This window comes from Pseudomarimonas arenosa, assembly GCF_014841215.1.
Classification (GTDB): domain Bacteria; phylum Pseudomonadota; class Gammaproteobacteria; order Xanthomonadales; family Xanthomonadaceae; genus Pseudomarimonas; species Pseudomarimonas arenosa.
The window spans coordinates 1-26,969 of the sequence record NZ_JACYTR010000038.1; the positions used below are offsets into that span (position 1 = coordinate 1).

At 63.0% G+C, this 26,969-nt stretch carries 22 protein-coding genes; 8 read left to right on the top strand and 14 right to left on the bottom strand.

What is annotated here, in order from left to right:
• Nucleotides 1-229: 229 nt before the first annotated feature.
• On the bottom strand, nt 230-1,441 hold the full coding sequence (tyrS, locus tag IFO71_RS14845) for a tyrosine--tRNA ligase (protein ID WP_192030438.1): 1,212 nt from the start codon (nt 1,439-1,441) through the stop codon (nt 230-232).
• A gap of 166 nt (nt 1,442-1,607) precedes the next feature.
• Between tyrS and IFO71_RS14850 the strand changes: the two genes are divergently transcribed.
• Complete coding sequence (locus IFO71_RS14850) at nt 1,608-2,957, top strand: peptidoglycan DD-metalloendopeptidase family protein (protein WP_192030439.1); 1,350 nt, start codon at nt 1,608-1,610, stop codon at nt 2,955-2,957.
• On the top strand, nt 2,935-4,071 hold the full coding sequence (locus IFO71_RS14855) for an anhydro-N-acetylmuramic acid kinase (protein WP_425502901.1): 1,137 nt from the start codon (nt 2,935-2,937) through the stop codon (nt 4,069-4,071). The genes IFO71_RS14850 and IFO71_RS14855 overlap by 23 nt, the downstream gene beginning before the upstream one ends.
• Here the strand turns inward: IFO71_RS14855 and IFO71_RS14860 are convergent.
• Nucleotides 4,059-5,390, bottom strand: a complete 1,332-nt coding sequence (locus tag IFO71_RS14860; RefSeq protein WP_192030441.1) for an AmpG family muropeptide MFS transporter — start codon at nt 5,388-5,390, stop codon at nt 4,059-4,061. The two genes, IFO71_RS14855 and IFO71_RS14860, sit on opposite strands and share 13 nt — an antisense overlap.
• Nucleotides 5,380-6,147 (bottom strand): exodeoxyribonuclease III, encoded by a 768-nt coding sequence (locus IFO71_RS14865; protein WP_192030442.1) that lies wholly within the window; start codon nt 6,145-6,147, stop codon nt 5,380-5,382. Before IFO71_RS14865 ends, IFO71_RS14860 begins: the two co-directional genes overlap by 11 nt.
• Before the next feature lie 223 nt (nt 6,148-6,370).
• Between IFO71_RS14865 and pyrE the strand changes: the two genes are divergently transcribed.
• Both pyrE and IFO71_RS14875 read left to right on the top strand, forming a co-directional pair.
• The gene (gene pyrE / locus IFO71_RS14870; RefSeq protein WP_192030443.1) at nt 6,371-7,030 is read left to right on the top strand and encodes an orotate phosphoribosyltransferase; all 660 of its coding nucleotides are present in this window, start codon (nt 6,371-6,373) and stop codon (nt 7,028-7,030) included.
• Between the two features lie 35 nt (nt 7,031-7,065).
• Nucleotides 7,066-7,692, top strand: coding sequence for a DUF4124 domain-containing protein (locus IFO71_RS14875; RefSeq protein ID WP_192030444.1), 627 nt, complete (start codon nt 7,066-7,068; stop codon nt 7,690-7,692).
• A gap of 123 nt (nt 7,693-7,815) precedes the next feature.
• Here the strand turns inward: IFO71_RS14875 and IFO71_RS14880 are convergent, their stop codons facing one another.
• The 3 genes from IFO71_RS14880 to coaBC are packed head-to-tail and all read right to left on the bottom strand — an operon-like array spanning nt 7,816 to nt 11,851.
• Nucleotides 7,816-10,131, bottom strand: coding sequence for a phosphomannomutase/phosphoglucomutase (locus tag IFO71_RS14880; RefSeq protein ID WP_192030445.1), 2,316 nt, complete (start codon nt 10,129-10,131; stop codon nt 7,816-7,818).
• A 50-nt stretch (nt 10,132-10,181) separates the two neighbouring features.
• A complete protein-coding gene (dut, locus tag IFO71_RS14885; protein ID WP_192030446.1) occupies nt 10,182-10,640 on the bottom strand; it encodes a dUTP diphosphatase in 459 nt (152 codons plus the stop codon).
• On the bottom strand, nt 10,637-11,851 hold the full coding sequence (coaBC, locus tag IFO71_RS14890; RefSeq protein ID WP_192030447.1) for a bifunctional phosphopantothenoylcysteine decarboxylase/phosphopantothenate--cysteine ligase CoaBC: 1,215 nt from the start codon (nt 11,849-11,851) through the stop codon (nt 10,637-10,639). Before coaBC ends, dut begins: the two co-directional genes overlap by 4 nt.
• A gap of 117 nt (nt 11,852-11,968) precedes the next feature.
• Between coaBC and radC the strand changes: the two genes are divergently transcribed.
• Nucleotides 11,969-12,634, top strand: a complete 666-nt coding sequence (radC, locus tag IFO71_RS14895) for a RadC family protein (RefSeq protein WP_192030448.1) — start codon at nt 11,969-11,971, stop codon at nt 12,632-12,634.
• A gap of 70 nt (nt 12,635-12,704) precedes the next feature.
• A complete protein-coding gene (locus tag IFO71_RS14900; RefSeq protein ID WP_225444679.1) occupies nt 12,705-13,757 on the top strand; it encodes a hypothetical protein in 1,053 nt (350 codons plus the stop codon).
• Between the two features lie 117 nt (nt 13,758-13,874).
• Here IFO71_RS14900 and IFO71_RS14905 read toward each other — a convergent pair whose 3' ends face one another.
• The 8 genes from IFO71_RS14905 to IFO71_RS14940 all read right to left on the bottom strand — a co-directional run bounded on the left by IFO71_RS14905 (nt 13,875) and on the right by IFO71_RS14940 (nt 24,148).
• A complete protein-coding gene (locus tag IFO71_RS14905; RefSeq protein ID WP_192030450.1) occupies nt 13,875-15,575 on the bottom strand; it encodes a hypothetical protein in 1,701 nt (566 codons plus the stop codon).
• Nucleotides 15,576-15,981: 406 nt separating this feature from the next.
• Nucleotides 15,982-19,074 (bottom strand): TonB-dependent receptor domain-containing protein, encoded by a 3,093-nt coding sequence (locus IFO71_RS14910; RefSeq protein ID WP_192030451.1) that lies wholly within the window; start codon nt 19,072-19,074, stop codon nt 15,982-15,984.
• Between the two features lie 23 nt (nt 19,075-19,097).
• Nucleotides 19,098-20,243: a tetratricopeptide repeat protein gene (locus IFO71_RS14915; RefSeq protein WP_192030452.1), complete on the bottom strand. Its 1,146-nt coding sequence runs from the start codon at nt 20,241-20,243 to the stop codon at nt 19,098-19,100.
• Nucleotides 20,240-20,872, bottom strand: a complete 633-nt coding sequence (locus tag IFO71_RS14920; RefSeq protein WP_192030453.1) for an energy transducer TonB — start codon at nt 20,870-20,872, stop codon at nt 20,240-20,242. Before IFO71_RS14920 ends, IFO71_RS14915 begins: the two co-directional genes overlap by 4 nt.
• Nucleotides 20,873-20,875: 3 nt before the next feature.
• Nucleotides 20,876-21,289, bottom strand: a complete 414-nt coding sequence (locus IFO71_RS14925; protein ID WP_192030454.1) for an ExbD/TolR family protein — start codon at nt 21,287-21,289, stop codon at nt 20,876-20,878.
• Between the two features lie 4 nt (nt 21,290-21,293).
• Nucleotides 21,294-21,911, bottom strand: a complete 618-nt coding sequence (locus IFO71_RS14930; RefSeq protein ID WP_225444680.1) for a MotA/TolQ/ExbB proton channel family protein — start codon at nt 21,909-21,911, stop codon at nt 21,294-21,296.
• Nucleotides 21,912-21,944: 33 nt separating this feature from the next.
• Nucleotides 21,945-23,366, bottom strand: a complete 1,422-nt coding sequence (locus IFO71_RS14935) for a MotA/TolQ/ExbB proton channel family protein (protein WP_192030455.1) — start codon at nt 23,364-23,366, stop codon at nt 21,945-21,947.
• Entirely contained in the window at nt 23,366-24,148 is a 783-nt protein-coding gene (locus tag IFO71_RS14940) for a DUF3450 family protein (RefSeq protein ID WP_192030456.1), read from the bottom strand. Before IFO71_RS14940 ends, IFO71_RS14935 begins: the two co-directional genes overlap by 1 nt.
• A gap of 372 nt (nt 24,149-24,520) precedes the next feature.
• Here IFO71_RS14940 and argS point away from each other — a divergent pair, with 372 nt between their 5' ends.
• Together argS and IFO71_RS14950 are read left to right on the top strand one after the other, a co-directional pair.
• Nucleotides 24,521-26,281 carry an arginine--tRNA ligase gene (argS, locus tag IFO71_RS14945; protein ID WP_192030457.1) on the top strand — a complete coding sequence of 587 codons (1,761 nt, stop codon included), beginning with the start codon at nt 24,521-24,523 and terminating at the stop codon, nt 26,279-26,281.
• Nucleotides 26,281-26,868: an SPOR domain-containing protein gene (locus IFO71_RS14950; RefSeq protein WP_192030458.1), complete on the top strand. Its 588-nt coding sequence runs from the start codon at nt 26,281-26,283 to the stop codon at nt 26,866-26,868. Before argS ends, IFO71_RS14950 begins: the two co-directional genes overlap by 1 nt.
• Nucleotides 26,869-26,969 lie beyond the last annotated feature (101 nt).

Sequence of the window (26,969 nt, forward strand, 5' to 3'; positions counted from 1 at the left end):
CCGCAGACGCCCGCACAAGTCACCTGCGCACACTGTCAAAGATCTCGCGAATTCGGCCTCAGCGCCTCTTCGCTTTCCGTCGAACGTTTCGTCCAACCGAGCCGCACATCTTACACCGTTTTCTAAGTCCGTCAACATCTTTTTTCGAACTTTTCTTCCCGGCCCGTAGACGGCGACGCGTCCAGCGGAGCCGCCCATTATGCACAGGTGTGCCGACGTTGAAAAGGGGTTATTCGGAAATTAGTCGGATTCGCTTGAAGGTACGCTTGCCGACCTGAAGCACGCCTTCGATACCCGGAAGGAATTCACGCTGCGGGTCTTCAACTACTTCGCCATCGAACCGCACCGCGCGTTCCTTAACCTTTCGATTCCCTTCGCTATTGCTGCCAACCAGTCCGGATCGCGCCAGCAGGGCGGCAATGCGCAACCCTTCAGCGGGCACAGCGACATCATCCAGCGGCAGCCTGTCGGCACTGCCCTGCCCCTTGACTACGGCCAGCCAGCCAGCAACGGCCACTTCGGCAGCGTCGGCGCCCTGGAAGCGCGCCGCCAGCTCTCGCGCCAATTGCAGCTTGGCATCGCGCGGATTGAGCTGCCCGGCATCAACTTCGCGCTTCATCTCGGCGAGGCGCTCGAGCGATACATCGAAACTTAGCAACTCGTACCATCGCCACATCAGGGCATCGTCGATTTTCATTGTCTTGCTGACGATTTCGACAGCGGGCTCGGCGATACCTATGTAGTTGCCGAGTGACTTGCTCATCTTGTTGACGCCGTCAATGCCCTCCAGCAACGGCATGGTCAGGACGATCTGCGGCGACTGACCCTCGGCTTCCTGTAGCGCCCGGCCCATCAGCAGATTGAATTTCTGATCGGTGCCACCCAGTTCGACGTCGACCTTCAGGGCGACCGAATCCCAGCCCTGAACCAGCGGATAGAGGAATTCGTGGATAGCGATCGGCTGTTGTCCAGCGAAGCGCTTGGAAAAATCGTCGCGCTCCAGCATTCGAGCCACCGTGTGCCGCGCCGCCAACTTGATCATACCGGCGGCGTCCATCTGGCCGAACCATTCCGAGTTGAAGCGCACCTCGGTCTTTTCGCGATCCAGCACCTTGAACACCTGGGCGGCATAGGTTTCGGCATTGGCGGCGATTTGCTCCCGGCTGAGTGGCTTGCGGGTCGCGTTCTTGCCGGTCGGATCACCGATCATGCCGGTGAAGTCGCCGATCAGGAAGATCACTTCATGGCCCAGATCCTGGAACTGGCGCATCTTGTTCAATAGAACGGTATGGCCGATATGCAGATCGGGAGCGGTGGGATCGAAGCCGGCCTTGATCCGCAGTGGCCGACCGAGTTTGAGCCGCGCTTCCAGCTCTTCCAACTTGAGAATCTCGTCGGCACCGCGGCCAATGAGTTGCAATGCGAAATCGATCTCAGCCACGGGCCACCTTGGTGTGCTATCTGGAAAGACAAATCAGGCGGCCCTTGGCCGCCCGTGCGTTAACCTTACGTTAAATGGACGGACAAAAAAAGCCTGAAATAACAAAGGTTTGACCGAACCTTCTCAGGCCGACTATCGTACCCCGAGTTTTTGCCGGAACTGCTGTGTGACTGCAACCGCCACCAAGCCTCTGAAAATCACTTCCAGCAGCCTGGCCCAAGTCCGTCGTTGGCAGCGCGAGCATTGGCTATCAGCGGGATTGATCGCCACCGCCGCCGCTGCCGTGCTGTCAATCGCCCCAGGCTTCTCGGCCACCGGCCCGCAGGCGATCGCTTCCGGCGTTTCCTCGAGCTGGCTGCAGCAGTCACTCGACTTGCCGCAGCCGATTCGTACCCTGCGAGCCGCAGCCGCTGCACCAACCACGTGGCAATCGGTGGTGGTCAAGCCCGGTCAAACCATGGCTTCGGTATTCGAGTCGCTGAGCCTGTCGCGCCAATTGCTGCACCGGTTGTTGGAGCATCCGGGCGCCAAGCAGGCCTTGTCGCGTATTCGGCCCGGCGATCAGTTCGACTTCGAAATCGCCGATGGTGTGCTGCATGCCTTGAGATTTTCCAAGGACGAGGCCACCCGAGTGGTGCTTCGTTTGGCAGACGATCAGAGCATCAGCGAGAGCGTGCAAAGCCGACCGCTGGAACATCGGGTGCTGATGGCTTCGGGAAGCATTCAAGACTCTCTCTACAATGCGGCCGAATCGGCCGGCATGAGTACGGCATCGATTCTCGAGCTGGCCAAGGTGTTCGGTTACGACATCGACTTCGCCCAGGATTTGCGTGTCGGCGACGAGTTCCACGTGGTTTACGAGGAGGTCTGGCGTGACGGCGAGCGACTGCGCTCGGGCGACATCCTGGCTGCCACCTTCGTCAATCAGGGCCGCCGTTTTCAGGTCTTCCGCTACGTATTTGCCGATGGCCGCAGCGAGTACTACGACGGTGAGGGCCGGCCGACCAAGAAGAGCTTCCTGCGCATGCCGATTGAGTTCGCGCGGATCAGCTCACGCTTCAGTTCGGCACGCAAGCATCCGATCCTGGGGCGTACCCGAGCACACCGTGGCGTCGACTACGCCGCCGGCACCGGCACACCGATCATGTCGGCTGGCGAGGGCAAGATTCAGTTCGCCGGCTGGAAGAACGGCTACGGCCGCACTGTCATCGTGCAGCACGGCGACAACATCACCACCCTCTATGGTCACATGTCGAAATTTGGCCAGTATCGGACTGGCCAACGGGTCCGGCAGGGCGACGTGATTGGCTATGTCGGGATGACCGGACTGGCCAGCGGCCCACACCTTCACTATGAGTTCCGTGTGGGCGGCGTACATCGTGACCCGCTGAAGGTCACCCTGCCCAAACCACAGCCTTTGCCGGCGAGCGAATTCGGTCGATTCCGTTTGCAGACCGAGCCGCTGGTGGCGCAACTGGCCCTGCGCGAAAGCAATCAGCGCGTGGCCACACGCTAGACGCATGCACAGCCAGGCGGCATGGATCGGCCTGATCTCAGGCACCAGTGCCGATGGCATCGATGCGGTACTCGTCAGGTTCAAACCCGAACCTGAGGTACTGGCCGCCAGAACGTTTGCCTATCCGGCTGAATTGCAGGGGCAATTGGTGCGATGCGGCCAGAGCGATGTATCGCTGAAGCTGTCCGAGTTCGCCGAACTGGATCACCGTGTCGGGCTGGCTTTCGCCGAAGCTGCCGAAAGCATACTGGCCGCAGCGCAACAGCAGCAGGTGTCGGTGGCGGCCATCGGCTCACATGGTCAGACCTTGCGACATCGGCCGCAGCCGCCATTTCCTTTCAGCCTGCAGATTGGCGACCCCAATCTGATTGCCGAGCGTTGCCGCCTTCCGGTGGTAGCCGATTTCCGCCGACGCGACATGGCCGCTGGGGGACAAGGCGCCCCGCTGCTACCGGTGCTGCATGCCGCCCTGCTCGGTTCCAGCGACGAAGATCGCGCCGTGCTCAATCTGGGAGGAATTGCCAATCTGACCTTGTTGAGTACCAATGCACCGGTGCAGGGATTCGACACCGGGCCAGCCAACGCGCTGATGGATGCCTGGTGTCAACGCACGTGGCAAACCTCGGCGGACCTGGGTGGCGAACGGGCGCAACGGGGCCAACCCGAGCCCCAGACACTGCGCGTCCTGATGGCCGATCCCTGGTTCGAACGTGCCGCGCCAAAGAGCAGTGGGCGCGACCAGTTCCATCTGAATTGGGCTCTTGATCGTGCGCCGCAGCTGACCCAGATCAGCGCCGAAGACGCCCTGGCGACCTTACTGCAGCTCAGCGTCGAGTCGATTGCCGAAGCACTGCAACGCCAGCAACCCAGTTGCCAGCGCTTGATCGCCTGCGGCGGCGGCGTGCGCAACCCAGTGCTGATGCAGCGTTTGGCCATGCGACTACCGCAATTGCAGGTGGAGTCCACTGCGGCGCATGGCATTGACCCTGACTTTGTCGAAGCGATCGGCTTTGCCTGGTTGGCCCAGGCAACGGTCGAGGGCCGTGCCGGCAACTTGCCTTCAGTGACCGGCGCCCGCGGCCCGCGCGTGCTGGGAGCGGTCTACCCGGCCTGAGCGGGTACCTCAGGCGGCCGCTGCCAAACCAGGGCGACGCAGGCCAGCACGGCGGGAATCCCGATCAGGGCGGTGCCGACAAAGAACAGGGCATAGGCTTCGAACAGGCTGCGTCCCTGCGCCAGCCATTCAACCACCGCCCCAGAGAAACCCTTGCCGACCTTGCCGATCAGGGCATAGAACGAACTCAGCAAGGCGTACTGGGTGGCGGTGTAGCCAATGCTGGTCAAACTCGACATGTAGGCAATCAACGCGATGCCGGCGAAACCGGCGGAGAAATTGTCGATGACCATGGCCGCCGTGAAAACGGCGAGGTCGACACCACTGAGGGCAAGCCAGGCATAGGCCAGATTCGAGGCCGGCCCGAGGACAGCGCCAATCAACAGTGTCTTGATGAAGCCCAGTCGCACCGCCAGCAATCCCGCGGCGGCGGTGCCCACCAGGGTGGCAATCAGACCAGCGCTGCCACGGATCGAACCGACCACCTCCTTGTGGAACCCAAGGTCGGCATACATTGGATTGGCCATCGGCCCCATCACGAAGTCGGCCAGCCGATACAGGCTGATCGTGGCGAGCATCAGCAGTGCCCATTGGCGGTGGCGGCGGAAGAAGGCAACGAACGGGCCGATCAAGGCATCGAACAAACCGCGGCGAGTCCATAGCATCGGCTCACCGCGGTGCGCATCAATGCCGCCCGGTTCGCGCGCCTTCAACGCCGCAATCAGGCCGATCGCCATCAGGGCGGCCATCAGCGCGTAGGACACCGACCAGCTCAGATAGGCGGCCAACACCAGGATCAGGGCATCGGTCAGCAGCAAGGCGGTGCGATAACCGAGTTGATAGGCGGTGCTCAACAAGGCCAGCTCTTCGCTCGATTGCGCACTTTCGATGCGCCAGGCGTCAATCACGATGTCCTGAGTGGCCGATGCAAAGGCCGCGATCACCGCCAGCACGGCAAATGCGATCAGTCCGCCCTGCGGCTGCAGCCAAGCCATCCCCAGCAGACCGACGGCAACCAGGACCTGGGCCAGCACGATCCAGCCGCGGCGGCGTCCAAGACGTCGCCCCAGCCACGGTATGTCGGTCTTGTCGACGATCGGCGCCCAGAGCATCTTGGCCGAGTAGGCCAAACCGGCCCAGGATAGGAATCCGATGGTCGCCAGATCGATCTCAGCTTCGCGCAACCAGTAGCCCAGCGTGTTCCCGACCAACATGAAGGGCAGACCGGCGGCGAATCCGAAAGCCAGCATCACCGCGACCTTGGGTTGGCCCAGGGCGTTGAGAACCAGCTTCCAGCCCGGAGATCGTTCAGTCGACATAGCTCACCGTAAACGGCGCGTGGTCCGACAGCTTGGGCTCAGCTGCGATCGCGCAATCGCTCAGCCTTTCGGCCAGTCGCGGGCTGACAATCTGATAATCGATGCGCCAGCCGACATCCTTGGCCCGCGCAGCTCCGCGCTGCGACCACCAAGTGTAGTCCTGCCCATCTGGCCGAAGCTTGCGATAGCTGTCGACCCAGCCGCTATCGAGCAGATTGGCCAGCCAGGCGCGCTCCTCCGGCAGACAGCCGGAGTTTTTCTGGTTCGACTTCCAGTTCTTGATATCGCGTTCGGTGTGCACGATGTTCCAATCGCCACACAGCACATAGTCTCGCCCGCTGGCGAGCCATTGGTCGAACAAGGGCCGAATCCAGTTCATTACTTCGAATTTAAAGTTCTGCCGCTCGTCGCCCGACGAGCCGGACGGCAGGTATAGCGAGACCACGCTGAGCTGGCCGAACCGCGCTTCGATGTAGCGACCTTCCTGATCGAACGGCTCCCAACCCAGGGTATCCAGAACCTGATCAGGCGGCTGGCGAGCATAGATGGCAACACCGCTGTAGCCACGCTTGCTCTGGGCATCACGGAAAAATCGCTGATAACCGGGCGGACAGAACATCGGGTCCTGCAGTTGCTCGGTGCGGGCCTTGGTTTCCTGCACGCAGAGCAGATCGATGTCTTGTTCGGCAAACCAATCAAAGAAACCCTTGCTGGCGGCCGAACGCAATCCATTGGCGTTGAAAGAACAGATCCGCATCCTTGCATTCCGAGAGCAGCGAGCGAGGCGCTAGGGTGAAGCTTTCGCGCACCAAGGGCAATGGCGAACAGCGCGCCGCGGGCGGCCTAAGGCTGACAGCGCCGGTCTAAGCGCAGAGAGCTTCACCCGAACACCGCATCCTGGCGCTCACGCCGATGGTTTCTGGAAGCCTGCTGATGGCCGCCTGCTAAGCTTGCGCCACCGGCTCGCTTCTACCGAAGTCATGAACGAAACCATCAATTCTTCTTACCAGCAAACGTTCCTACGCTTGGCCGAACAGTGTCAGGCGCTGCGTTTCGGCGAATTCACCCTGAAGTCCGGCCGGCAATCGCCGTATTTCTTCAACGCCGGGCAGTTCACCAGCGGCGCCAGCTTGGCCGCCCTCGCCGCGTGTTATGTCGACGCCCTGGAAGACAGTGGACTGCACTACGACATGCTGTTTGGACCAGCCTACAAGGGCATCCCGCTGGCCACCGCGGTGGCGGTGGAGCTGGCCCGGCGCGGCTCGGACGTGGCGCTTTGCTTCAACCGCAAAGAACCGAAGCACCATGGCGAAGGCGGTCAGCTGATCGGTGCACCGCTGAAAGGCAAGGTGCTGATCGTCGATGACGTGATCACGGCAGGAACGGCAGTGCGCGAAGCGGTGGGCTTGATCCGCAATGCCGGCGCAGAGGTGTGCGGACTACTGATTGCCCTTGACCGTCAGGAACGCGGCACAACTGAACGCTCTGCGGCACAAGAGCTGAGTCTGGAGCAAGGAATTCCCGTGATCGCCGTCGCTCGCCTGCAGGACCTGCTGGCTTATACTGAACAACAGCCGCAGCTTGCGGGAATTCGCCCGGCGTTGCTGGCCTATCGTGCCCAGTTCGGCGTAGCGCAGTGAGTGCTGGGCGATCTGACAACCGACCGGAGGCCGAGATGAAGGCGTCAATTCTCACCCTCGCGGTGACCCTGGCATTGGCCGGCGTGTCAGCCGATGTGCATGCACAGAAGCTATACCGCTGGACCGACAAGGACGGCAAGGTTCATTACAGCGATCATGTGCCACCGGACGCGGTTGAAAACGCCCGCGACGAGCTGAACAAGAGCGGCTTGAAGGTTGGCGAAGTCGACCGCGCACTGACGCCGGCCGAGCTGGAGGCACAGCGCAAGCAGCTCGAAGCTGAGGCGCTGGCCGCCAAGCAGCAAGCCGAGAAAGAACAGGCCGACTCGGTGCTGCTCAGTTCCTACGGCAGCGTCGAACAGCTGGACAAGGCCTACGCGGAACGCTTTGCCCTGATCGATCAGAGCATCGAGTCAGCACAGATTGGTATCAACAGCCAGGAAAAGAGTCTGGCCGAACTGCTGCAGCACGCTGCCTCGCTGGAGCGCCAGGGCAAACCGGTGCCGGTCACCATCCAGAATTCGATCCAGCTGGCCAAGACGCAAGTCGGGCAACAACGCGAGTTTCTGCAGAAGCGTGTGGATGAAAAGGCTCTGTTGGCGACAGAATTCGAAGCCACCAAGCAACGCTACGTCGCGCTGCTGGAAAGCCGCGCCGAATAGTCTCTCGCACCAACGGGGCCGCCCGGTGTCGCCAGCCGTGCTGCCCGGGACCAGAGCTGCTTGATTCGCGTGCAAGGGCGTTTAGCGGACGCACCTGCCGCCTTGCGCCTTGCCGCCCGCCTGTCAGAACGGCAGATCAATCCCCGGCCGAGTGGCTTCGATTTCAGCCCGGAACGCCGCCTGGATGCGTGCCAGCGCCTGCTCGTTGTCGGCCTCGAAACGGAGCACCAAACAGGGAGTGGTGTTCGAGCAGCGGACCAGGCCCCAGCCGTCCGGCCAATCGGCACGCACGCCGTCGATGGTGAAGATCTTGGCACCATCGAATTGCGCGCGCTCACGGAATTGGTCCATGAAGGCATAGTGTTCGCCCTCTTCCATGTCGACCTTGATCTCCGGTGTGGCCACGCTATCGGGCAGTTCTTCGAAGATCTCCTGCGGCTCACGATCATCGGCGGCGAGAATCTCCAGTAGACGAGCCGCTGAGTAGATGCCGTCGTCGAACCCGAACCAGCGTTCGCGGAAGAAAAAGTGCCCGCTCATCTCACCGGCCAACTCGGCACCGGTCTCGCGCATCTTCGCCTTGATCAGTGAGTGTCCGGTCTTCCACATCACCGGGCTACCGCCGTGACGCAAGATCTGTCCGGACAGGTGCCCGCTGCACTTAACATCATAAATCACTGCGGCACCGGGATTGCGGCTCAGTACGTCCTGAGCGAACAGCATCAGCAATCGATCGGGGAAGATGATCTTGCCGCTACTGGTCACCACGCCAAGCCGATCACCGTCCCCATCAAAGGCCATACCCAGTTCGGCGCCCGTCCGCTGGACGGCGGTAATCAGGTCACGCAGGTTGTTCGGATCACTGGGGTCAGGGTGGTGATTGGGAAACTCACCATCGACATCGCAATACAGACATTCGACTTCGCAGCCAATCGACTCCAGCACTTCCGGCGCAATCGCCCCCGGCACGCCGTTGCCACAGTCGATCACCACGCGCATGCGGCGCTCGAGCTGCACGTCAGACGAGATCCGATCGATGTAGTCGCGACTGACATCCATCGACTGCAGGCCACCCTTGCCATCGCCCCTCAGACGATCATCGGCAATTCGGTCGTACAGATCGGTAATCGCCGCGCCGGACAGGGTCTCTCCACCGATCACGATCTTGAAGCCGTTGTAGTCGGGCGGATTGTGGCTGCCCGTCACTGCCACGCAGGAGCCGGTTTGCAGGTGATAGCTGGCGAAATACACCACAGGCGTGGCGGCCTGACCGATATCGATCACATCGCAGCCCGCAGCCCGCAAGCCTTCTATCAAGGCGGCCGACAGATCCGGACCCGACAGACGACCGTCGCGGCCCACCACGATTTCGCGCAAGCCCTGGTCCTGCATCGCGCTGCCGATGGACTGGCCGATCAGTCGAGCGACACTGGTGTCGAGTGTCTTGCCGAGCACGCCGCGGATGTCGTAGGCGCGGAAGATGCTGCGGTCGACGGCCACCGGCGCCGACTTCGGCTTGGCGCTGTCTTTTGCCTTGGCGCCGGCACCGTTCTTGCTGGCAGCGGCAGCGCGCTGTGCTTCGGGTGCTGCCACTGCACTTTCGGCCCGCAGCGTCTCGTCAAAGGTGGGCTCCTGCGGCGCCCGCTCAACCGCTCTCGACCCATAGCGACGCCCCGCTCCCCACAGCAGCACCGCGGCAATGAACGCCACACCGCCCAGCCCCACCGCCACCATCGGAGTGGCGCCAATCAGGCTGGTTGGCATCGCCGAGGCCAGTTTGAAATTCGAATTCGAAACCTGGGTCGCCTGCGCCACATTGCGAATAGCGGAGTCGCCGTGACTGACCACGACTTCGCTGTCCCAACGCAGCTCGATCAGGCCAGCACCGATTTCCACCGCACGAATCGGATCGGCCAGGCCAGCGAAGGGCACCTCGGCGTAGACCAGGGCCAGGGCGCGATTGCCGTCGCGGATGGCCCAGGCCAAGCCCAGTCCGAGGGCGCCGCTCTTGCCGGTGGGGCCGATGGCAACGCCGGATTCGGTCAATCCAGCGCCCAACACAGCCAGGCGACCAAACCCGAGGTCGGGATATTGTTCCATGATGACTTCCAACCGCCCCGGGTATACCGCAGCGGATTGGACCGTTGGCCAGGCTTCCTGCAGTCGCTTGGCCGCGTCTTCGAGAGCCCCGGCCTCTACGTCGGCGCGAAAGTAAGGGTCGGTAGCGGCCCGCTCGAATTGCTCACGCTGATGGCTCAGGTGCGTGCTCAGGGCGGCCGCCAGCCGATCGCGCTCGCCGATGATGTCGACGCTGACCGGCCCGCGGCTCATGCGATCGAGGCCGCTCCAGGCAAAAAACAGGCCCGCCAACACAGCCAGCAGGGCCAACAGATAGGCCGCGCCCCGCACTGGATTGCCTTCAAGGCCTAGCTTTGCCATCAGGTCACGCATAACAGTTGGATCCGCCTTGTTGAACTTCAGGTAATCAGCTAACGCACACCGGTATGGCCGAAACCACCGGTTCCGCGTTCGCTGGTGACGAACTCGTCGACAAGGGCCAGTGTTGCCCGCGCAACGGGCAAGAACACCAACTGTGCAACGCGATCCCCCGGCTGGATGGTAATCGGCTCTGCGCTGCGGTTCCACAGGCTGATCTGCAATGGTCCCTGGTAATCGGCGTCAATCAGACCGACCAGATTGCCCAAAACCAAACCCTTGTTATGTCCGAGCCCGGAACGCGGCAGGATCACCGCGCACAGTTCGGCGTCGCCGATGTGGATGGCAACGCCCGACGGCACCAGACTGGCCTGCCCGGGCGCGAGCTGCAGGGGCGCATCCAGCATGGCGCGAAGATCCATGCCGGCACTGGCGCGGGTGGCGTAGGCGGGCAATGGAAACTCGGCGCCCAGGCGCGCGTCGAGGATCTTCAGTTCCACTGGCGAACTCATCTAGCACTCCATTGCTCAGCAATCAGTTGCAGCAGCCGTCGGGCCACCGTTTGCTTGTCGCCCAAGCCGATGTCCTCGCCGCCGCCTGGCCAGAACACCGACAAAGCGTTGTCGCATGACTCGAAGCCGCAATGCGGCAACCCGACCTGATTGGCAGCGATCATGTCCAGGCGCTTGCGCTGCAGCTTGTCGCGGGCGTGTTTCTCCACGTCGTTGGTCTCGGCGGCAAACCCGACAACGAAAGGCCGATCGTCACGTGCCGCCACGTCGGCCAGGATGTCGGGGTTGAGCGTCAGGCGCAGCTGCCACTCGTCACCGCTCTTCTTGCGCTTGCAGTTCATCGGCTCGGCCGGCCGGTAATCGGCCACCGCCGCCGCACCAATGTAGATATCCTGCCCGGGCAGCTCACGGAACACCGCCTGATGCATTTCCAGCGCGGAGCGCACATCCAGGCGACGCACACCGGCCGGGGTTGCCAGCTGCACCGGCCCCGCCACGAGGGTGACTTCGGCACCGGCCGCCACCGCCGCCGCGGCCAAGGCAAAGCCCATTTTTCCAGAGCTGCGATTGCCGACATAGCGCACTGGATCGATGTCTTCCAGAGTCGGGCCGGCCGTCATCAGCACACGAGCGCCGGCCAGCTTGCCGGCCAGGTCCTGCAACTCCGGACTCGGAAAGATCGCTCCGACAATCTCCAGCGGCTCCAGCATGCGCCCCAGGCCAATGTCGCCACAGGCCTGCACACCGGCCGCCGGGCCTATGATGCGGGCGCCACGACCGCGCAAGGTACTGAGGTTGGCCTGCACCGCCGGGTGGGCCCACATCTGCTGATTCATCGCCGGGGCCAGGCACAGAGGCGCTGCCGATGCCAGGGTCAGCGTCGTCAGCAGGTCATCGCCCATCCCCGCGGCCAGACGGGCGATCAGGTCGGCGGTGGCCGGCGCGATGACGATCAAATCCGCCCAGCGCGCCAACTCGATATGCCCCATGGCCGCTTCTGCCGCTTGATCCCAGGCCGATTGCCGCACCGGATGACCCGACAAGGCCTGGAAACTCAAGGGGGTGACAAACTGCGTCGCCGCTTCGGTCATCACTACCTGCACCTCGCACCCCCGCTCGCGCAGGCGACGCACCAGGTCCAATGACTTGTAGGCCGCAATGCCTCCCGCCACACCCAGCAGGATCCGTTTGCCGGGCTGGTTCTCGGCCATCGCGCATCTCCCTGTCCTCAACGAGAGGAAATCTTACCCGAAGCGCCACAAAAGACTGCTTATTCGCCGCCATGACGAGGAGCAAACTCGCCATGGATCGCATGACAAGGCAGCCCGATGACTATCAAACAGTGGCCGGCGGATGAACGGCCGAGAGAGAAACTGCTGCGCTGCGGCGCCAGCCGGCTGTCTGACGCCGAATTGCTGGCGATCTTCCTCGGCTCCGGCGGCCGCGGCGAAGATGCGGTAGCGGTGGGCCGGCGCCTGATTGGCGAGGCCGGAGGACTACGCCCTCTGCTCGAACGACTGCAGAAGGAGGGCCGTGGCATCGGCCCGGTGGCACGCTGCCGTTTGTTGGCTGGACTGGAGCTGGGCAGTCGCCATTGGCAAGAGAAGCTCAGTCGCGGCGAGGGACTCAGCTCGCCGCGCGATGCCGGTGAGCTGTTTCGCTGCCGCCTGCGCGACCGCACCAACGAAGTGTTCGCCGCCGCCTTTCTTGACACCCGGCACCGACTGATCGCGTTCGAAGAGCTGGCACAGGGTGGGATCGACGGCGCGGAAGTGCATCCACGCGAGATTGTCCGGCGCTGTCTGCAGCACAACGCGGCCGCCCTGCTGGTCGGCCACAATCACCCGAGCGGCGTGGCCGAGCCGAGCCGCGCCGATCAGCTGCTGACCGAGCGCCTGAAGCAGGCGTTGGGGCTGATCGACGTCCGCCTGCTGGATCACTTCATCATCGGCGACGGCCCCCCTTTGTCACTGGCTGAACGCGGCTGGCTGTAGCGGCGGCGCGCTGAGACGTATACTGCGGGCCGACAGGGCGGATCGGGTCCGGCCAGGAGCCAACGCAGGCGTGATGCTGCGACTTAACAATGTCTTTCCCGCTGACGGCGTCGAGCGCGCGATCGCCGATCTGCCAACCGCGCACCGGCTGCTGTCCGAGTGCCGTCCTGACGTGCTGCAATTCCTGGCGCGACGAAGGGCCCGACTGCTGGCGCATTTTGGCGCCGAGGCACAGCACAAGATCGAACAGGTCGAGGGCGCTCTGAAACTCAGCCTGGCGCGGTTCGGCATGCGCCATGGCAGCTGGGGTGATGATTTCCATCACTACCACAACGAAAATCACGCGATGGAGATCCTCGACGGCCGACTCGGCCGGCTGATGGACAGCGCCGGCCTCGATGCGCTGCCGCTGGATGCCTGGCTGGCCCTGTCGCTGTTCGCCACCTGCCATGATCTGCGGCAACGCGAGCTCGTCGACTTCAGCCATCCGATCGGCAATAACGAAGCTGCCAGTATTTGCGAAACACGGCGGATTCTGGCCCTGTGCGGTTTCGACAGTCAGCGCGACCGGGCATTGTATATCGCGCTGGAAATGATGATTGCCGGCTCGACCTTTGACCCTCGCCCGACCCCGCCCCCCGGCGAATTCAACACCGCCGAGGTGGTGACCACAGCCGGGGCGCTGGCGCCGGCATTGGATGCACTGCTTGATCGAGAGCTGCCGGGTTGGCGCGACGATGATGATGCGGTGCGTGCCCTGGAGCTCACCCAGGTGGCCTCCGACCTGGACACCGCCAACGTCGGCGAGGCCTTCCCCTGGCTGGCGGAAAGCGCCACCCGGCTGTGCCAGGAGCGTGAAATGCGCAGCGGCCGCTCACTGGACAAGGTCGATTCAGGCCAACCCTGTGTGGGCTTTCTGAGCGACGGCCAGGAGCGCTATTTCTTTGAGCTGCACAAATTCTGTTCCGACATCGGCCGCGCCGCATTCGCACCGACCAAGGAGCAGAATGCCGAGCGACTGCGTCGGGTATCGGCCTCGGTGCGCGACCGCTTCAAGCAGCAGCCCGCGACCAACGGCCAGCAGGTGGTGGAAGCCTTTTCAGCGCTATCGCTGGCTGGCTGACTGGCCTGCTCGCCCGTCGAGCAGCACTTGCCACTTGCCGAATCCCGAATCGCGAAAAAGAAACGGCCCGCCGAGAGCGTGGCGGGCCGTTTCAAGCTCTGCTGGAGCTAACTCAGATCACTGACCCGGCAGGTTGGCGGTCCAGCCCTGGGTCCAGTTGTCACGCGGGCCGGCGAAGGCGCCAACGTAGGTGGTCGGAATGAACCACGGATCGTTCGGCGTGGCACCGCCGGTCAGCAGCGGCGAGCTGGCATTCGGCAGGAACCCGCTCAGGTCCGGGTCGCCGGCGCGATTGCCGGTGCCGGCGTTGTACCAGGCGCTGACCAGGTACGGCAGCGGATCGGGGTCGGCCGAACCGGCGCTGTCTTCGAACTGGCCGCCGGTGCAGCTACCCACGAAGGAGTTGCTAATCGACAGCTCTTCGCCCTGTGCGGTGGCCGTGCCCAGCGCAAAGGTGCCGGCACTGTCCAGGTTCAAGCAGCGGTCTTTGAAGCCGGTGACCACGACGCCGTAGTAGTTGCCGCCGGTGCCGCGGCGCAGACGCATGCCTTCGTTGCCATTGGCGCTGCCAACCAGGGTCAGGTTGGCAATGGTGGGGCGGGTACGCGGCTCTTTGTCGTTGTTGCTCGAATCATTGTCCGACTCGATGCCGTTGGAATCCGAACCGATGTCGGTGTTCTCGCCCTGGAAGACCAACGCATGCTGGATGTTGCCACTGTAGCCCTGATCAAAATCGAGGCAGTCATCACCCATGTTCGAGCAAACCAGGTAGCGGGCGTTGACCGAACCGCCGAAGAACTCGAAACCGTCGTCCTTGCCCCCATCGGTCTGCACATATTCGATCTTGGTGCCGTTGCCGACGCCAAGCAGGGTCAGTGCATTCAGCTCTTCGTTCTGACGCACGGCGAAGCCGGCCCAGAGAATGCGCACGTAACGCAGCGAACCCGAGTTGTCGTCGAGCTGGGTGCCGCCGTAGGTGATTTCCGGCACCGCTTCGAAGGTGCAGGGCTGGCCAGCCGCGGCATCGTTGCAGGTTGAGTTGCCGGCGATCACCAGGCCCGACCACGAACCCACTTCAGGACGCGGGCCAGTAAAGGTGATCGGCTGCTCGGCGGTGCCTTCAGCGTAGATTTGGCCGCCGGCCTTCACCGCAACGAAGTTCGGCACAGAGTCATCGTCCGCGCCCTGCACGGTCACGCCCGGCGCGATGATCAGGCGGCCGCCGGATTCGACGCTGACCTGACCATTGACGATGTACTTCTTGCCGGCCGGCAAGAACAGGTCGTTGCTGATGCTGCTCGGCAGGTCGCAGTCATTGCCGTTGGCGCTGGTGCCGGCCGGGCAAGTGCTGACCGGCATGTTGCACTGGCTGGAGGTCAACGAGTCCACGTTGAGGCTGGGAGCCAGACTCAGGCCGAAGTCCGACAGGCCGGAGTCAGCGGCATCAAACGCCATTTCTATGGCGCCACAGGAGATCGCCAGATCGACGGTGCCGACCTGATCAAACACCGGCGCTCCCGGCGCAGCAAATTGCCCACCGGTGACTACGGACACTGGCACGCCGGTGTAGTCGAACTGGCCAGCCACGGTCGGAAACGAACCGGTCAACCACAGTTGGTTGCCTTCGGCGTCGTAGGTAAAGAACGTGAAAAAGAACAGGTTGGCGGCTGGGATGTAGTCAACCATCATGCCCTTGTTCGTGCCTACCGGGCCGGTCCAGGCGCCATCGAACGATTCATTGATGTGATTGGCGGACGCAGTACCCACCAGGGCGGTCGTGCAGGCGAGCGCGAGCAGCGACTTACGGAACTTGGACATAACAACCTCGATTGACAGGGGAGACAGCGGCGCAACGCCGAGCGGACAAGGTAAGAGCCGCGGTTTGCAGAACCTTTGCTGTTTTGTGTCAGTCCGATGACACGGCGCCTTGATTGCGCGGAACGGCCTGCAAGTTATGGATCCGGCCAATTGAAGTTCTCAATTGGCCGAATCAATGAAGCCGCCCACGGAAGGGCTGCTCGCGAGCGGCGCCGAAAGCCCTGCGAAGCGCTCGCGAGTCCGGGCCGCACCGAACTCCCGGGGCTTGAAGTTGAACAGGATGTTCAAACTTCAAGTTGCCGGGTGAATATTACATTCAAGTGACGCTGGCGACAGCGCAGGCGGCACGCAACGCACCTTGATGTTCAGAAGCAGCGTGCAACGCGCGAGAGGCGCCGACGCCCGATCAGAATTTCCACTCGACGCTGAGAGCGATCTCACGGCCTTTCTTGTAGCTGCGCGACACCTCACTGCCCTGGGTGAACTCAACCTCAGGGTCGAGCAGATTGCGCAGCCGCAACTTGGTCTTCCAGCCGTACCAGGGGAGCTGCTTGCTCAGGGTGAAGTCGAGCTGGTGAAACGGCTGCTCATACTCGTCGGGCACGCCGCTCTCGCCGACCTTGCTGATGCGCTCGCCGAACACGTTGTACAGCAGGGTCGCTTCGACACCACCGTCCTCGGGCAGGTAGGACAGGCTGAGGTTGCCAACGTAAGGCGACTGCCCCTGCAACGGACGCTGCGCTGAGGTCTGGATGCCGGCGTTGGCCCCGAGATCGATTTCTGAATCGATGTAGGCGTAGTTGAAGCCCAGATAGATGTCCTCGAACGGCACCGCCTTGCGCCAGCTCGCCGGCAGCCAGTTCGCACTGCCGAGCGGAGCGAAACTTCGATACCAGTCGATCTCGATGCCCTGGTTCTGCGCCTCGGCTGCGTTGCGCAGCTCCAACAGATCGCCTGAGGCCGGGGTGCGCACCAGCTCGATCGGATTGCTGAACTCCTTGCGGAACAGCGCCACCGAAACGCTTTCGATCGGCGAAAAGTAGTACTCCCAGCGCAGGTCGTAGCTCTTGATATCGGCCTGCTGCAGATTCGGGTTGCCGAGCACGGTGATATCCAGCAGCGGATCAGTGAACGGCGCCCGCGACAGCTCACGGAAATCCGGCCGCGACACCGTTTCGCTGTAGCCAAAGCGCAGCTGAGCGGCTTCCGAGTAGGCCCAGGTCAGGGCCAGAAAGGGCAGATCATTTGACTGCTGGATGGCACCAATGATCGGCTGCGCGTTCGGCAGGAAGGGGTTCAGCGTCACCACCTGCTGGTCGTTGTCTTCATGCCGCGAGCCAAGGTCCAGGCGCCAATCGTCCCAACGAAAATCGGCCGCCAGGTAGTAGGCATCGAGGGTCTGCGCGGCGGTGTAGAAGTCGGTTGCCTGACGCGCACTCTCGACCACGAACTGACCCGCGTCGATGCTGCCAGGGTTGATGATCTGATCAATCGGCAAGGGCTCGCTGGGCGGCCTGACCAGCGAGCGGAAACGATAGCGGAAGATCGCCGAGTCGCGCTCTCGTTCCAGCTGACTGCCTCCTGTGCGCAGCGTGACGCCACGAGCCTCGGACCACTCCCAGGGAACCTGGACGCCCAGCTGCGACTCATCGACCAGGTCTTCCAGTAGCTCATAGCGGAACTGCGCGGGGAAACTATTGGTGTAGACGAAGTCCTGCTGATCTTCATCGAAGCTGTAGACATAGGACTTGCCGAACGGCAGGTCGCGATTGGCACGCGAGCTGGTGTACTGCCAATCCAGCTTGATGCCAAGTAAGCTCGGTAGCGAGTGTTCGCCGCCAACCTGCCGGGTGAGCAGCTGATTCTCGATCCATTCGCTGCTGAACGCGCGCTCAAGACTGCCCGAGCCGCGCAGGCCTTCATCGATGCGATCCTCGCCTTGCGTCTGGCGGAACTGCATCACCGAAGCGACCAGGCGATGGTGCTCGCCGATCTCACTTCCGACCGCCAGGAAGGCGCCGGTGTCGACCGCGCGCTCGGCCTTTTCGCGCTGGAATCGCTGCTGCGGCACCAGACTTCCGTCCCCCAGCACGGCAAACTCGGCGCGCTGTTCGCTACGCAGGTCAAAGCTCTGCGAGTAGCGTGTGGATCCGATGTAGCCCAGACTGAAATCACCGTCGGCAAAGCGGAAATCATCGCCGACCGAGAAAGCAAATCCGGTATCCGGACCCACCTTCTTGGCGCCGATATCCATGCCCTTGGCAGCCATTTGCCGGCTCAGGTCACGCAGCTCTTCCGATCCACGCGAAGGCAATGAGGCGACCAGCAGGCCATCCGGTGCAGCACGATAACCGTCATCGCGGCCCAGCCAATCGCGGCCGCCGCCAGCCGAGCGCAGCCCAAGCTCGCCGGTGGTGCCATCGGCATAGCCAAGCGTGCCCTGAAAGCGCAGAAGGAAGGACTCGGGCACGCCACGGGTGCGCATCTGGATGGTGCCGCCGCCAAACTCACCCGGCATTTCGGCCGAGTAGGTCTTCTGCACCACGATGCCACTTAGCACATCGGTTGGGAAAAGATCGAGCGGCACCACTCGGCGGGTCGGATCGGGCGATGGCACCTGGGCACCATTCAGCAATACCGAGGAGTATCGCTCGCCCAGACCGCGCACGTAGACGAACTTGCCATCGACCAAGGTCAGGCCGGTGACGCGCTTCAAGGCGCCGGCCGCATCGGAATCGCCGGCACGGGAAATCTGCTCGGCACCGAGAATGTCCGCCACCGCTGACGATGTGCGCTTTTCTTCGACGAATGCTGCCAGCGAGCCTTCGACAAAGGGCTCAAGGACAACGAATTCGGGCAGCTCAAACCCTGCCGGCGTCAGCTCAATGGCCCGCTGCGTGGTTTCGTTGCTGCTGATGGCAATGCCATCCAGGGTCATGGTGGCAAAGTTGGCAGCAATCACCGAGATCGAATAGGCGCCGCTAGCGATCTCGACCTCAAAGCGCCCCTCGGCATCGGTGCTGATATCCAATGGCGTGCCGCTGATATAGACCCGCGCCCCTGCCACCGGCTTGCCGTCATCACTGTTGATGATGCGCCCGCTGAGCTTGCCGGGCGGACCGCTGTCCTGCGGCTTTGCCGTGTTGATCGACTCACTGCCGCGACGATGCGAACTTTCGATGCTGACCGCTGGCTCGGCGCCCGGCAGCAAGGTGGCAATCAGACGTGCGTTTTCCTCTTCACTTAACTGAAGTTCAAGCTGCAGTACCTGTTCGCCATTGCGCAGCAGCTGCAAGCGATGTGCGCCAGCCGGCAGCTGCAGGTGCAGCGCGCCATCACCACTGGTCTGTCCGATGGGCTGTCCATCGATCAGCACCTCGACCTCGCCCACCGGCCGGTCCTGATCGAACAGATACAACGACAGGTCGGCCGGCTCGGCGGCGAAGGCCAGTCGAGTAGCCAGGGTCAGTGCGGCGAGCGCGAGTGCTGGGCGGTTCATGGACACAGTCTGAAGACGAAGCATTAGCCGCAGGTCCAGCGTTGGCCGCTGCAATCCTGCATCAGGCGGCGCAGTTCGGTGGCCTTGCGGAACAAATCGGAACGGGTCAAGGCGCTGAGGTGGCGCTCGACCGCCTCAAAGTTGCCGCCGCGGAAGAAGGCGTAGGCCAGGGCATAACGCAGATCTTCATCAGCGAGCAGACCTGCGCGATACAGCTCGGATTCCATGCCGGCTACCTGCTCGAAGCGCTTCAGTTCGACCAGGATGCCAACGCGCTGCTTGAGTTTGCGCTCGCTGTCCTCGACGCGGGCGTTCAACATCAAGGCACGCATCGGATGCCCCGCGCGCCGAAACAGCTCGGCCGATTCGGCGAACAGACTGCGCTCTCGCTCAGCCACCTCGGCCAATATCTCCGCCGCCGCGTAAGCGTTGCCTTTTTCCAGCCAGGTCTGCGCCAAGGCCTTGCTGATCGCATCATCCTGCGGGTGTTGCAGCCGCGCCTGCTCAAGAAAACCCAAGGCCTCATCGAAACTTCGCGCCCGACGCAGCGCGGTGCCGATGGCCACAAAATCTTCCGGCTTGCCTTCGACGCGTTGCAGGTAATCGCGCCCCAGATCGGCGGCCTGCTGATACAGGCCGGCCTCGATCAGATAGAACACCTGTCGGCGCTGAAACGAGGTGTTAGCCGGGAAGCGCTGCGCGGCCTCGGCCAAGGTGTCCATCGCCGCCTGCTTGCGATCCAGCATCCAGTTGGCGTGGGCGCGCATCAGCCAGGCGCCGGAAAGGCCCGACACCGCATCGCCCGCGGCATCGATGGCCTTGATCACCTCGTCATAGCGCTCCAGGCCAAACAGTGCCTGCGCCCGATACAGGTGGATCAGCGGATCGACCTGGCCGGCGCTGATCGCGGCGGCAAACGACTCTACCGCCTGCGCCAGCTGCTTGAGGTCGAGCGCCACCAGGCCGGCCACGGTGTGGTACTTGGCAAGGTCCACACCTTCGGCGGCAAGATCAACCTTGGCCAAGGCGTCGGCCGCTTTCTGACTTTCACCATCACGCGCCAGCAGCGCCGCCAGTTCGACGTAGTCGACTTCGTCGATCACCTCGGCTGCCCAACTGGAGCTGGCGCCCAGCAGGAGCACCCATAGCAGAAGGTTCAACCTACTCATGACAGATCGAACCTCACGCGCTGTTTGGCCCATACGCGCACGTTCTCGCCCTTGTAGCTGGCCGGCTCGAATTTCCAGCCCTGCACGCCGGCCACCGCCACGTCATCAAACACGCCGGACGGTTGCGCCTCCAGAACCTTGACCTTCTCGACCTGACCGGTCGGGCCAATCAACACGCTCAACACCACGTAGCCGGTGACGCCACTGGCCTTGGCTCGCGCGGGGTAGGTCATCGGCGCTTGCAGGATCGGCCGCGGCGGCACATCCACGCTGTCGTCGGTCATCACCACATCGCCACTGTCGCCCAGCAGGCCCTTACCGAGATCAAGCTCGCTGGCGTCAAAGCCTGGCAGACCAAAATCCAGGCCGGATAGTCCGCCATCCAATCCCACCAAGGGCGCGGGCGCACTGCGCGCCGGTCGTCGCTTGGGCGGCTCGCGCTTGCGCACGGTTTCCTGCTGCGGCGGCTTCTCCTTCTTCACCACTTCGATGCTGCTGGCGCCACCGCCCTGATCATCGCGATTCACATTGAGCGGCCGATTCATGAAGAAGATCAAGCCGAGCACCATCACCACGCCGAGCGCAGCGCTGGCCGAACCGATCAATCGCGGCTGCAGGCGCGCGCTCATCGTTCAGCCCTCACCGGCTTCCGGCACGGTGGCCACGCCGACATCGTCGGCGCCAGCGGCGCGGGCAGCATCGACCACATCGATCAGTTTCTGCGCCGGCACATTGGAATCGGTGACCACCAGGACCGATTTCTGCGTCATGCCCTTCAACAGGTCACGCACGCGACTCTGGATCACCCAGGTGCGAATCGACTCTCCTTCAAGATAGGTTTCGCCAGTACGGTCGATATACAGGCGCACCGCCTTGGTCGAGGCCACCGTTTGTGTCTTCGCGCTGGGACGATTGATCTCCACCTTCATATCCTTGACGAAGGTGGTCGAGACCATGAAGAAGATCAGCAGGATGAAGGTCATGTCGATCATCGGCGTGAGATCGACCGCAGTCTCGTTGCTGGTTTTTGCTTGACGGCGCAACATAGGGTTATGACTCCTGGGCAGAATGAGGCCCGGCGATCAGCAGATCCTTGATCTGCGCCAGATCCACTTCAATTTTGTGCTGCCGGCGATCGAGCAGTGACTTGCAGATCACACCGGGCACTGCCACCACCAGCCCCATCTGGGTGGTGAACAAGGCCGTGGCAATGCCACCGGCAATGCCGCCGGACTGCGAAAACAGGCTCATATCGCCCAATGAGTTGAAGGTTTCGATCATGCCGGCCACGGTACCGAGCAGGCCGAGCAGGGGCGCGATGGCGACCATCACGGTGATGGTGCGCGCATAACGCTTGATATCGCCGTGGTACTCGGCGAACGCATCGTCGAGATAGCGCCGCAGCGGCGCGCGGCCGCTGCGTGCCAGACGCAGGCCTTGGACGATGGCCTGATCGACAATGCCATCCGGGGCCTTGGCGCGACCTTCGGCGTAACGACGCAGCAACACTCGCACATTCTTCTTGCTGCCGCGACGCAGAATCACCCAGCGCGCGCCCAGCGCGTACCACAGCACCACCGTCACCAACAGCAGGGGCGGCATGACGTAGCCGCCAGCGGCCATATAGCCACTGATGGCGTCGAGAACACTGTCGGGCGCTGCGCTCATGGCAAGAACCGTCGAAGGGCGCTAACGGATCGCTCAAGCGGCGCCTGAGCGGACGTCCTGGTAAAGATTGATCACCCGCAGTGCGGCCTTTTCCATATCGTCCTTGATGCGATCCGCCCAACCGGCCAGCAGACCGCCGGCCAACAGGCAGGGAATCGCAACCACCAGGCCAAGCTCGGTGGTCACCAGCGCAGTGGCGATACCACCGGACAGCAGCTTCGGATCGGAGGTGCCGAACTCGGTAATGACGTCAAAGGTCTGGATCATGCCGGTCACCGTGCCCAGCAGGCCAAGCAAGGGCGCCACCGCAGCGATCATGGTGATGACATTGCCAAAGCGCGACAAATGAGTGGATTCGTGCAGGATCGACTCCGACACGATGTCTTCCAGATGCTCGCGCTCGCGATCAGCATTGCGCAGTGCTGCCGTCACCACACGCGCCGCCGAGCCCTTGAAGCGCTTGGCGCCGGCAATCGCATCGTCGACCTTGCGCGCCTGCACAGCGGGCGTGACCGCGTCGAGAATGTTGGCGATGCTGGCACCGGCACCCTGCAAGAAGAAGGCGCGCAACACCACCAGTACCATCGCCAGTGCGCCGAGGCAGAGAATGATCGTGCCGATCAAACCGCCCTTGGCCACTTCGCCCCAGATGGTCTTGGCCTCGGGCTCAGACACTGCCTGATTGGAGTTCTCATACAGGAATGCGCGCAGCAGTAGTGGCTGCTGGTTGGCCGCCAGAGCGCGTGCAGTTTCTTCGCTCTGCGGTGCATTCCACAGGCGGAAGCGACCACCACCGGCCGGCGCCAGGGCGCCAGCGGCCGTCTCGCTGACGCCAAAGGTGGCCACGTTGCCGTAGCGGATCAGGGTTCCCTGCACTTCGCTACCGTCGGCGAGAAAGAAGCTGCCCGGCTCGCTGCGCAGCTGGCGCAGGGCCTGCAGGCTGTCGCTGGCAGCACTGAACAGGGTGTTCAACTTCTGCGGATCGGACTGAGCAGCAAAGGCGTCGCCACTGACCTGATCACTGCCCTGCGACTCCAAGGTGGCACGGGCCTGCTCGTAGGTGGCCTGCAGCAAATCACTGTTGTCGGCATTGACCTGCGCCTGCTGATCAACCTTGATCAGTTCCGAGCTCATCGACTCGGCACGCGACTGCGCCGCCAGTGCATCGCTTTCCAAGCGCTGAACTTCAGCTTCCAAGCGGCTGCGATCCTGCTCGAACTGGCGCTTCACCTCGGCCAGACGGGCCTGCAATTCACGCTTCTGCGCTTCGAGGAAGGCGAACTCGCGCTTGTAGGCATCGTCCACCGACACCTTCGGCGACGCCGCTGCGGGCTGTTCAGCCGCGGCCGGGACACTGGCTTGTGCGGGCGGCGCGGCGTTCTGTGCCAGGCCCGGGGCATTCAGCGCAAGCAAGCTCAGGCCGAGAACGGTGTGTCGCAATCGAACGCTGTTCATCACTTGCCTCCTGCCGCAGCCAGGACCGGCAATTCGAAGTAGCCCTGGCGAATCTGTTTGCGCAAGGCATCGAACAGCTGGGCGATGCGCGCGTTGTGCTCAGCCTCGGTAGCGAGCACAAACTGCCAACGCTCGGCACTGCGCACGGCTTGTCCGTAGCGACCGTCAGGCGTGCGGAAGTACAAGGCCATCGCGCCGATCTTGGCCACTTCGGCCAACACCCGCTCGCCCTCGACCTCGATGGTCTGGTTGTGCAAGGCGTTTTCGCGGGTCAAGCGGAACTCATCTTCGAAGAAGGCCCACAGCCGGTTGGCGCCACGCGCTGCCAGCAGGCTGCCGTTCTGCAGATCGGTGCGCAGTGCATCGAGATCGGCACTGCGCTCGTCGATCTTGAACGGCAGGCCGGCGCGAATCTGTTGTTGCAGCCCGTCTATCGCCTGCAGCAACACTGGCTGCAGAGCGTCGCCGCTGGCACCGGCCTGAGTGGCGGCCTCCTGGGCGGCGAGCAATTTGGTTTCGGCGTCGCGAGCGGCCAGCTTCTGCCGGTCGACGCTGGCGTTCAGCTCGGCTTTCTGCGCCGCCAGCCCGCTGAGCACTGCGCGCTGTTCATCGCGTTGCAGCTCCAACTCGCTGTTCAGTTGTTCCACTTCGCCGCGCAGCGCGATCAGGCGCTCAGCCAGACCGGCATCGTTCGGCGCTGCCAGCAGCGGGCCACAGGCCACCAACAAGGCGATCGGCAACGCCCGAACGGCATTGCGACTGAGGTAAGAGGGGTTAGACATCGCAGAACTCCAGCTTGGCGGGATCAATGAGGTCGACCCACGCCGCTGGCACTGTATGTCGCTTCTGTGACAAGCCAGTTGCCCAAATATTGCAACTGCATGACAAAAGTGTCGCAACGACCTTCACGTTTCGCGCGTCACCCAAGCCCCGGCCGGGCCGCGCCTAGCAGGCTGCTGATATTTCTTTCAGCAGCGTGATAGTGCGCGCCAAGGTTGGCGCGCTCGGAAAGCAAGAACGCAAGTGATTGATTTCCAGTGTGACTAGCCCGAGCTTGCCGAGACCAGCGCGGTACCCGATGGGCAATAAGCGAATTTAGCAACCAGCCGAGGCGGCCACGTTACAATTGCCGGCTTTCCCCTGAGATTTTCGCTGTGAAAGACCATCTGCGCGAACTCGTGCTGCAGGCCCTGCTCGATCTGCGCCGGGCCAACCGACTGAGCTTTGAGGGCGAACCTGAGTTCGTGATCGAGCGCACCCGCTCGCGCGAGCACGGTGATTACGCCAGCAATATCGCCATGCTGATGGCCAAGCGGGTCGGCATGAAACCACGCGAGCTGGCCGAGGCCATCGTCGCCACTCTGCCCGAGTCACAGCACGTCACCGCGGCCGAGATCGCCGGCCCCGGCTTCATCAACTTCCGCCTCAATCAGGGCTGCAAGCTGGCCACTCTGCGTCTGGTGCACGAACTGGGCGAGACCTACGGCTTCGCGCCGGAAGGGTCGAAAGAATCGATCACGGTGGAGTTTGTCTCGGCCAATCCGAATGGCCCGCTGCATGTCGGCCATGGCCGCGGCGCAGCCTACGGCGCCTCGGTGGCCAGCCTGCTCGAGGCTGCCGGTTATCAGGTGCAGCGCGAGTACTACGTCAACGATGCCGGTCGGCAAATGGACATCCTGGCGGTCAGCGTGTGGCTGCGTTACCACGAACTGTGCGGCGTCAATCTGCGCTTTCCGGACAACGGCTACAAGGGTGACTATGTGGTCGAAGTGGCACGCGCGCTGCGTGCCAAGGAAGGCGATGCCCTGCGCCGGCAAGGCTTTGAGATCAGCGAAGGCTTGCCTGCCGATGAGAGTGAAGGCGGTGACAAGGAACTGCATGTCGATGCTCTGATCGCCCGCGCCAAGACCCTGCTCGGCGAGGCCGAGTATCGCAAGGTGTTCGACGCCGGCCTCAGCTGGTGCCTGAACGACATCCGTGAGGATCTTGGCCAGTTCGGCGTCCATCACGACAACTTCTTTTCCGAACGTTCACTGATGACCGACGGCTATGTCGAGCGAGCCATTCAGACACTGCAGGAAAAGGGTCATCTGTACGAGCGTGAAGGCGCCCTGTGGTTCCGCGCCACCGATTTCGGCGATGACAAGGACCGCGTGGTGCGGCGCGAAAACGGCGTTACCACCTATTTCGCCTCCGATCTTGGCTACCTGTTGTCGAAGTTCGAACGTGGCTTCGAGCGCGCCATCTATATTTTCGGCGCCGATCACCACGGCTATATCGCGCGCCTGAAGGCGGCCGCGCAGGGTCTGGGTCTGGATCCGGAGAAAATCGAAATCCGCCTGGTGCAGTTCGCCATCCTGTTCCGCGGCGCCGAGCGGGTGCAGATGTCGACCCGTGCCGGCAGTTTCGTCACCTTGCGCGAACTGCGCGACGAAGTCGGCTCGGATGCCGCGCGCTTCTTCTATGTCATGCGCAGCAATGATCAGCACCTGGATTTCGATCTGGAGCTGGCCAAGAGCCATTCCAATGACAATCCGGTCTATTACATCCAATATGCCCACGCGCGGATCTGCGCCATCTTCCGTCAGCTGGTGGAGAAACACTGGTCGTACAACCGCACCGCCTCCGACGCCGCCCGCGCGCGCCTGACCGAGGACGCCGAGCACACTCTGCTCGATGAGCTGATGCGCTTCCCGGAGATCGTGCAGGCATCGGCGGAGCAGCGCGGCCCGCAGATTGTAGCCAACTACCTGCGCGAACTGGCTGCAGCCTTCCACTCGTATTACAACGGCACGCCGATCCTGGTGCCGGAAGAAGAGCTGCGCAATGCCCGTCTGGGCCTGTGCGTGGCGGTGCGACAAGTCATCGCCAACGGCCTCAAGCTGCTCGGCGTTTCGGCGCCGGAGAGCATGTAATGGCAGCCAAACGTGGCAAGCCCCAAGCCCGCCGCCACGGCGGCGGCGGGCGGCGGATTCCGGGCTGGGCCCTGCTCGGCGTCGGCCTGCTGCTAGGCGTTGGGCTGGCTGCCTATGTGCTGCACGGCGACGGCTTGCTGGACAAGGTGCTGAAGCCGGTGCCCGACCCCAAGGCGACCGCGCCGAAGACCCCGGAACCGCCGGTCGCACAGCAACCCAGCACACCGGCCAAGCCGAAATACGACTTTTACACTGTGCTGCCGGGGCGTGAGGTGGTGATCCCGGACGCCGAGCTGAGCGCCAAGGCAAAGGAAGAGCCGCCCAAATCGGAGCTCAAGTCGGATGAACGCCTGATGCTGCAGGCCGGTGCCTTCAGTGACCCGCGCCGTGCTGATGAGGTGAAAGCGGCGATCGCGTTTTCCGGCCTGGTGGCCAAGATCGAACCGACCACCACCCAGACCGGCCAGACCGTGCACCGGGTGATGCTTGGCCCGTTCGCCAATCTGCGTGAGCTGGAAACCGCCAAGGCCTCCCTGGTGCAGAACGGCATTCAATCGATTGCGATCCGCGAACCGGGCCAGCGCTGACGGAAGCCCGCGCAAGGCAGGTTGGGCGCACGGACGGTGGGCGACATGCCCACCCCATCAGGCCGCTGCGACCTCCATCCCCGGATCAAGTCCGGGGCAGG